This window comes from Roseateles sp. P5_B10 (genome assembly GCF_056400485.1).
In genome coordinates this window covers 1-8123 of record NZ_JBFULE010000187.1, presented here as the reverse complement: position 1 = coordinate 8123, position 8123 = coordinate 1, and the positions used below count along the sequence as shown (strand labels likewise).

General features: G+C 68.1%; 9 protein-coding genes. 2 read left to right on the top strand and 7 right to left on the bottom strand.

The window, feature by feature from the left end; all coding sequences use genetic code 11:
* Positions 1–129 precede the first annotated feature (129 nt).
* The 7 genes from dbpA to AC1DU6_RS13585 form a co-directional block, all read right to left on the bottom strand.
* Positions 130–1527 (bottom strand): ATP-dependent RNA helicase DbpA, encoded by a 1398-nt coding sequence (gene dbpA / locus AC1DU6_RS13615; protein ID WP_477857745.1) that lies wholly within the window; start codon positions 1525–1527, stop codon positions 130–132.
* Positions 1528–1572: 45 nt separating this feature from the next.
* The gene (locus tag AC1DU6_RS13610) at positions 1573–2178 is read right to left on the bottom strand and encodes a hypothetical protein (RefSeq protein ID WP_477857743.1); all 606 of its coding nucleotides are present in this window, start codon (positions 2176–2178) and stop codon (positions 1573–1575) included.
* An 11-nt stretch (positions 2179–2189) separates the two neighbouring features.
* Positions 2190–2585, bottom strand: coding sequence for a hypothetical protein (locus tag AC1DU6_RS13605; protein WP_457324545.1), 396 nt, complete (start codon positions 2583–2585; stop codon positions 2190–2192).
* A gap of 53 nt (positions 2586–2638) precedes the next feature.
* Entirely contained in the window at positions 2639–3046 is a 408-nt protein-coding gene (locus AC1DU6_RS13600) for a hypothetical protein (RefSeq protein WP_477857741.1), read from the bottom strand.
* Positions 3047–3308: 262 nt separating this feature from the next.
* The gene (locus tag AC1DU6_RS13595; protein WP_457324543.1) at positions 3309–3653 is read right to left on the bottom strand and encodes a translation initiation factor Sui1; all 345 of its coding nucleotides are present in this window, start codon (positions 3651–3653) and stop codon (positions 3309–3311) included.
* Positions 3650–5863 carry a S9 family peptidase gene (locus AC1DU6_RS13590; protein WP_477857739.1) on the bottom strand — a complete coding sequence of 738 codons (2214 nt, stop codon included), beginning with the start codon at positions 5861–5863 and terminating at the stop codon, positions 3650–3652. Before AC1DU6_RS13590 ends, AC1DU6_RS13595 begins: the two co-directional genes overlap by 4 nt.
* 32 nt (positions 5864–5895) lie before the next feature.
* On the bottom strand, positions 5896–6300 hold the full coding sequence (locus AC1DU6_RS13585) for a rhodanese-like domain-containing protein (RefSeq protein ID WP_477857737.1): 405 nt from the start codon (positions 6298–6300) through the stop codon (positions 5896–5898).
* 65 nt (positions 6301–6365) lie between these two features.
* Here AC1DU6_RS13585 and ftrA point away from each other — a divergent pair, with 65 nt between their 5' ends.
* A complete protein-coding gene (gene ftrA / locus AC1DU6_RS13580; RefSeq protein ID WP_477857735.1) occupies positions 6366–7361 on the top strand; it encodes a transcriptional regulator FtrA in 996 nt (331 codons plus the stop codon).
* A 188-nt stretch (positions 7362–7549) separates the two neighbouring features.
* Positions 7550–8123: hypothetical protein (locus AC1DU6_RS13575; protein ID WP_477857733.1), on the top strand; the 574-nt coding region annotated here is incomplete at its 3' end.

The following is an 8123-nucleotide window of genomic DNA, read 5'->3' as shown; positions in this document are numbered from 1 at the left end:
GAAGGCCCGCCGCAAGGGGCCACTCGTTGTTGCAGCCCTGGCCCGCACGCGAGTGCGGGCGGCGCGCTGCGTCTAGATTGGCCCCTTGCGGCGGGCCTTCGCGACCCATTGCCGTGGCGCTAACAGGCCCTATTCCAGGTCGGCCATCCGGCGGACCTTGACCTTGCGCCCCTTGAGCTTGCCCAGCGACAGCCGGCGCACCGCCTCCTTGGCAATGCCGCGCTCCACGGCCACATAGCTGTGGAAGTCGGTCACATTGATCTTGCCGATCTGTGTGCCGGCAAAGCCGGCCTCGCCGGTCAGCGCACCCAGGATGTCGCCAGGGCGGATCTTTTCCTTGCGGCCGCCCAGGATCTGCAGCGTGTCCATGGCCGGCAGCAGCGGGCCGCCGGGAGCGTCCTGAAGGCTATCCAGCGGCTGCCACTTGAATTCCTGGCCTTGCAGCTGCTCGATGCGGCCGATGCGGCCCATCTCGTCCAGGCTGGCCAGGCTCAGGGCCAGACCTTCCGCACCCGCCCGGCCGGTGCGGCCGATGCGGTGCACGTGCTGTTCGACGTCGGCGCTGATGTCGACATTGATGACGCAGGCCAGGTTGGCGATGTCCAGACCACGCGCGGCCACGTCGGTGGCCACCAGCACCGAGGCGCTGCGGTTGGCGAACTGGATCAGCACCTGGTCGCGGTCGCGCTGCTCCAGGTCGCCGTGCAGGGCCAGGGCGATGAAGCCCTGGGCGGCGAGCACGGCCTCCAGGTCGCGGCACTGCTGCTTGGTGTTGCAGAAGGCGATCGTCGATTCGGGCCGGAAGGCGCGCAGCAGGCGCGGCACGGCGTCCAGGCGCTCGCCCYCCCCCACCTCGAAGGCGATCTGGCGGATGGTCGACGCCGCGGCACTCGTTGAACCCGCGACCTTGACCGTCTGCGGCTCGCGCATGAACTTGGCGGCGATCTCGGTCACGCCCTCGGGGAAGGTGGCCGAGAACAGCAGCGTCTGCCGGTTGGCGGGCGCTCGCTTGGCGATCGCCTTGATGTCGTCGAGGAAGCCCATGTCCAGCATGCGGTCGGCCTCGTCCAGCACCAGGGTGTTCAGCGCCGACAGGTCCAGCGTGTCGCGCTCCAGGTGGTCGATGAGGCGTCCCGGCGTGCCGACGACGATGTGGGCGCCGAAGGACAGGCTCTCGATCTGCGGCTTCATGGGGTTGCCGCCGCACAGGCTCAGCACCTTGATGTTGTCGGCCGCGCGGGCCAGGCGGCGGATTTCCTGCGTGACCTGGTCGGCCAGCTCGCGCGTGGGGCAGAGCACCAGGGCCTGCACGCGCGGCAGGTCGGCTTTGAGCCGGTGCAGCAGCGCGATGGCGAAGGCGGCGGTCTTGCCCGAGCCCGTCTGCGCCTCGCCGATGACATCGCGGCCCGCCAGGGCCAGCGGCAGGCTGCCCGCCTGGATGGGCGTCATCTGCGCATAGCCGAGCTGGCCGAGGTTGGCCAGCATGGCGGGGCTGAGAGGCAGGCGGTCGAAAGCGGTATCGGTCATCGGCCCGATTGTCGCGGTTGCACTTACAACGTCCTCGGCGCCTCGCTAGCCGAGCCACGTGGGCAACACCGCCGACAGCCGCGTCGTCGTGCCCTGGACGAACTCGACGACGACCAAGGCACCATCTCGCGAGAACGGCGGCTGCGGGAATCCGGCCGTGAAGACAGCCTCCCGCGGCGACGTCAAGTCCTGCGAAGACACGTAGTCGCTGCCCCTGAGCACCCAGATCGTTCGCGGTTGCCAGGCCGTCAGCAACGGCTTGCCATCCCCGCCAACAACTGCGGCACCGACAAGCCAAACCTTGATCGATGCGCCGGTGGAAGGCGTATCGAAACGCGGCTGYCCGGTGACGGGATCGATTTGCATGGAAGGCGCCGATCCCGCTGCCAGCGTCACCTCCTGGGCCCAGGCGCGCAGCGAAGTCGTCCCGGCATCCACGACGGCCGTCGCCTGCTGCAGGTCCTGCAGTTGGCGGTCATGGAGGCTGCGCTCGCTTTGCGGGCCTGGACCGGGCGAACCGCCGCATGACGCCATGAACGGCAGTACCGCAGTTGAAAGGGCAATTCGACGTGWTGGCATGCAGCCATGGTCGGCACCCTGGACGGCGAAGGCATCCTCAGATTTGCTGGCCTTTGAGAGGGCAGAGCGCAAGCTTTGCATCGCTACCCCCACCTGCAAGCCGTCTGGAGCATGTCGCCGGCCTTCGAATCGAACTTCTGCAGTTCCGCGGCGATCAGCGCCCTGCAGGCTTGGCTGCGAACATCCTGACCCTGGCAGCTCAGCGAGGCCGGAGGTTCAGTCAATTGGATCAGCAGCTCTCCCATCGAGGATGAAATGGCGCACACGTGGTAGTTGAGTCGCTCCCGATGAAGGGCCGGGTCGGCAAGGTAATGCTTCAACCTTTCGACGCTCCAGGGCGTCATGCGAACCAGGCGGTCGGAAACATGCCCGACGTACATCGGGTCGGCCTGAATCATCTGCAGGGCTTCTATCAATCGTCTCGTGCCGCTCTGCGTCTGACTGACGTAGGCGTCGGCATCGCCCAGCCATTTCGACATGTCGTCTGAAGCGGTGTACGAAGCGAGCAGCGCACCTTCAATGACGATCCGGGCTACTTTTTTTTTAGACCCGTCAGCACATCAAGGTAGGCGACCCTGTTCACTGCCAACGCACGACGCTGCTGCTCGAAGAACTGCTGGTCGGCAGCCGACAGGTCCGCGCGATTGAGCAGCGAGCCGATGAAACAGGCCGCCTGGGCGAAGCTCTGATCCTGCTGAAAGAAGTCTGTCGTCACCTGGGACTTGGTCTGAACGACAGCCCTGATCTCTGAGCCCAGTTGCGCCCCGGCACCGGCATCGCCCTTGGCTTCCTTGATGACCTTCAAGCGGGCGACATCCGCCTCGGCAGCCGCGGAAATCTTGAGCGCAATGCCCTTGGACGTCGAAATGTCGTATGTCGTCGTGATCTCCTTGCCGATCATGGCGTGGACGCCGGCGCACACCTCGACCTCGGGCGACACGCGCGCCGCGGCAGGCGCCGACTCCGAAGGCCGGCACCCAGCCAACGCCACCCACGCAATCGCGAGCAAGGGCACTGATGTCCAACGCTTTGAAGTCGCCATAGCAGATCCTCCATTAACACTTGCGGACGGCGCGCTGACGCCTGTGTCATCAGGCTAGAGGGTCTTCATTGGCGGCACATCCACGATTCTGACGAGGGCCAAGCGTGGGCAAGCCCCATTTACCAGCACCGCAGCCCCGATGGCGGGCAGCTGGAATCAATCAGCCGCCCGCGCGCTTGACCGTCCAGCCCTCGGGCCGCGCCTTCAGCCAGGCCAGCACCTTGTCGAGGTGGTCGCCCTGGATCTCGACGACGCCGTCCTTGACCGTGCCGCCGCTGCCGCACAGGGCCTTGAGCTGCTTGGCGCACGCCGTCAGCGCCGCATCGTCCAGCGGCAGACCCTTGATGACGGTCACGCCCTTGCCCTTGCGCCCCGCCGTCTCGCGGCTGACGCGCACGATGCCGTCGCCCGCCGGGCGGAGCTTGGCCTTGCAGACGCATTGAGCGATGGGTTGCCCGCAACCGGGGCAGACCCGGCCGACGTCGGTCGAGTAGACGAGGCTCATGGCGCTGGCTTCAGATGCCGCTCGAAAAAGGCATCCATCGTGCGGTAGAGATGCAGCCGCGCTGCGCGGCCGGCGATGCCGTGGGCCTTGCCGGGGTAGATCTGCAGGTCGAAGGTCTTGCCGGCTGTCTGCAGGGCTTCGACGAGGCGCAGCGTGTGCTCGAACAGCACGTTGTCGTCTGCCGTGCCATGCACCAGCAGCAGCGGTTTGCTCAGCAGCGACGCGCGCGCCGGCAGATTGGCACTGGCGTAGGTCACCGCCTTGCCCCCCTCGGGCATGCCGAGATAGCGCTCGGTGTAGGCGGTGTCGTAGAGCGTCCAGTCGGTCACCGGCGCAACGGCGACGGCGGCCGCGAACGGCGTGTCGGCATCCAGCATCGCCCGCGCGCCAAGGAAGCCACCGTAGCTCCAGCCGAAGAAGCCTATGCGCGCCGCGTCCACGCCCGGCACGCGGCCGGGCAGCTGCCGCACGGCCGCGAACAGGTCGGCCACTTCGTGCTGGCCAAAGGACCGGTAGTGGGCACGCGTGAAGGCGCGGTCACGGTGCTCCATGCCTCGCACGTCCAGCATCAGCACGCCATAGCCGCGCTGCTGCCAGTAGGCGATCAATGGCATGTCGCGGCCCCAGCCCCAGTTCACCGTCGCGGAGCCCGGGCCGCCATAGGCCAGCACGATGGCGGGGTGCTTGCCCTGGCCGGGACGGCTGGCGGGTGCGAAGAAGAAGGCGTTCAACGGCGTGCTGCCGTCGGCCGCCGTCAGGTCCAGCGCCAGCGGGACGTTGGCGAAGGCCTCCAGCGCCGGGTCGGGCGCGTCACCGGCCAGGGCGATGGCACTGTCGCGGCCCAGGCTGCGCAGTTCCAGCCGCGGTGGCTGGCCCCAGGCCGAGCGGGTGACGAGCAGGCGGGCGCAGGCTCTGTCGGCCTTGGCATCGCGCCACTGGCGTTCGGCCATGCCCGGCAGGGCCTGGGCCTTGCCCCCGGCCAACGGCTGCAGGTAAAGCTCCCTGGTCTTGCCGCGGTCGCCGGCGGCAGCGAAGACGACGCCTCGCTCGCCCACGCACACCGCATGCGCCACCGCTTCGGCCTGCTGCGTCAGCGGCGTGCGCTGCCCGGTCGCGCGGTTGACCAGCAGCAGCTGGCGCCGGCCCGTTGCCTCGCTGGACCAGAGCAGGCCGCGCGGCGTCTCGATGAGATCGTCATGGACTTCGACCCAGGCCGCATCGGTCTCGACGGTGATGTCGTGTGGCGCGGCATTGGGTTTGAACTCGGTCAGCGTCAATCGCGTCTGGTCGCGGTTGAACCATTGCAGCCAAGGCGTGCCGTCGGCAAACCAGCCGGCGCGGGAGATGTACTCGGCGCCGGTCGGCAACTGCAGCGCATGCGCCTCAGCGGTGGCAACGCCGATGACAAAGGCGGAGACCTGGGCATTCGCTTCACCGGCAGCCGGATAGCGTTGCTCCGTCATCTCGGTGCGGTCCGCAAAGATCTGCGCCCGCGTCTTCAAGCCCACACGCTGTTCGTCGACGCGCAGCGCCAGCAGCTGACGCCCATCCGGGCTCCACCAGAAGCCGCGATGCCGGCCCAGTTCCTCCCCGGCAATGAACTCGGCCAGGCCCCAGGTCACACGGGGATTCATGCGCGCACCGAACAGCGGGCGCGGTTGGGCGCCGGCCTGCAGGGGCAGCACCATCAACTCGCCGCCCTGCACATAGGCCAGGGTCTTGCCGTCGGGGGCGCAGCGCGGGTCCTGCTTGGGCGCGTCGGGCGTGTTCGTCAGGCGCTGGGCCTCAGGGCCCCCGGCGCTCAACTTGACCAGATAGAGGTCACCCGACAGCGGAAAGAGCAACGCACTGTCGTCGCTGCCGCACCACTGGTAGCCGGTGATGCCGCGCTGGCTGATGCGCTGGCGCTCCAGCGCCATCTTCTCGGCCTCGCTGAGCTTCTGGGCGGCACCGCCGAGCAGGTCGGCCGCGCTGACGAGCTTGCGCGGCTCGCCACCTGCGCTGGGCTGGGCCCAGAGCTCCAGCACCTCGCTGTCCGCCGCCGACGGGCGGAGGAAGCTGACCCATTGGCCGGCGGGCGAGATCTCAGCCTGGCGCGGCAGGCGGCCGGCGAGCGGCGGGTCAGCGGTGAGGCGTTCAAGGGTGAGGGTCTGGGCCGAGGCTGCGCTTGTGACGCAGAAGGCGGCCAGCAGGGTCATGAGGATCTTCATCACGACATGCTAGCCGCGCCTCGGTCCAGGGCTCAGGCAGGCACAGCCGCGGTCGCCAGCTCAAAGCCCTCGTCCAGCCAGCCGGTGACGCCGCCGGCCATGATCTTCACCGGCCGGCCCAACCGCGCCAGCCGCAGCGCGCCGCGGGCTGCGCCGTTGCAGTGCGGGCCGGCGCAGTAGGTGACGAACAGGGTGTCCATGGGCCACGCGGCCAGCTTGCTCTCGACGAGCTTGCCGTGCGGAAAGTGGATGGCGCCTGGCACATGGCCGCGGGCAAACAGCTCGGCTGAGCGCACGTCCAGCAGTACGAAATCGGCGCCTTGGGCCAGCGCGTCGTGCACGTCCCAGCAGTCGGCCTCGAAGGTGAACTCAGCGGCGAAGTGGGCCTCGGCTTGCGCGGACGGGGCGGCGGGAATGGCGGTCACTTGAGAAGGCATGGTGGGCTCCGTTAAACAGGTGCCGCCATGGTCGCGACAGCCGGCCGGGGCCACAATTGGCGCCCATGACCCGTATCGACAAGATCGCGCCAAACGACATCACCACAACCGGGCCGCTTGTCGTCGCGCCGGTCTACGACGGCCTGTGCACCTTCGAGTTCGCCATTGCCGCCGAGGTCTTTGGCCTGGCGCGGCCGGAGATGGGCCCGGGCTGGTACCGCTTCGCCAGTGCCGCCGTCGAGCCCGGGCCGCTGCGCGCCCACGGCGGCCTGACGGTCAGCAGCGACGGCGGCATCGAGCTGCTGGACCGGGCCGACCTCATCGTCATGGCCGGCTGGAAAGGCGCCGACGTGCCAGTGCCTGACGCGCTGGCCAAGCGGCTGCGCAAAGCCTGGCAGCGCGGCGCGCGGCTGGCGTCGATCTGCTCCGGCGCCTTCGTGCTGGCCGCCACCGGCCTGCTGGACGGCCGCCGCGCCGCGACGCACTGGCGCTATGCCGACAAGCTGCGCGAGCGCCACCCGGCCATCGACGTCGATGCCGGCGTGCTCTACGCCGAGGAGGACCGCGTCTTCACATCGGCCGGCAGCGCGGCGGGCATCGACCTGATGCTGCACCTCGTGCGCAGCGACTTCGGCGTGGAAGCCGCCAACAGCGTCGCACGCCGGCTGGTGATGCCCGCCCACCGTGGCGGCGGGCAGGCGCAGTTCATCGAGCGGCCGGTGCCGCGCGACCGCACGAACCGGCTGTCCGGCCTGATGGACCAGGTGCGCGCCGATCTGCGCGCGCCGTGGACGCTGGAGCGCATGGCCGCGGCCAGCGCCATGAGCCCGCGCACGCTGCTGCGCCGCTTCACCGAGGCCACCGGCCAATCCCCCGGCGACTGGCTGATTGCCGAGCGCGTCGCCGAGGCCCAACGGCTGCTTGAGGCCAGCAGTCTGCCGGTCGAAAGCGTCGCGGCCGAGGCTGGGTTTGGCAGCGTGCAGGCGCTGCGGCATCACTTCCAGGCGCGGCTCGGGCTGGCGCCAAGGGCTTATCGGAGCAGTTTTGGGGTGGGGCGGTAGTCCGGTCCACAGCATTGGGGAAACGTGCTTGGCGCCTGAACTTGGAGTGCGATGGATACCTCAGGCCCAATGCGCCTGCTGGGCAACGACGAAGTTGCCAATCAGACCTAGGGCCCAGATATTGCCGAGCAAGTGGGGGAACCAACCCGTTACAGCATTGATGCACTTTTTTAACAAGGTGGACGGAGATGGGGCCAATCGCACTCTTTGACAAGTCATTCCTGCAGTCGCTGTCGGTCGACGAATCGGTGTGGTTCGACCATTTCTTCATACCGGTCGTTTGCCCGCTCTTCTTCGTAGAGACCCTTGCGGACCTGGCCAAGACCATGAAGGAGGGCAGTACGCGCACCGCCGAGGGCGAGGTACGCGTCATCGCTGAAAAGACGCCAGTTCTGAGCGGGGTGCCGTGCGTTCACCACGCCAACATTTGTATTTCTAACCTGCTCGGGCAACCCGCGCCTCATGTCGGGCAGATTCCGATGGCTGGCGGCCGCCCCGTGCGCGCCTCGGACGGAAAGTCAGGGGTGGTTTTCAAGAACTCGCCAGAGGCCGAGGCATTCGCACGCTGGCAGCGAGAGCAGTTTCTCGAAGTCGAGAGAGGCTCGGCCGCGGAGTGGCGGCGGATGCTGTCCGAACTGGACCTGCCAGGGGTCGGCAGGGGGATGCAGGCACTCGGTATCACGCCGCAGAACTGCAAAACTTTGGAGCAAGCTCATGGCATTGCCGCGTCGCTCGTTCACACTCAGGCGGCGCCGCAGCAGC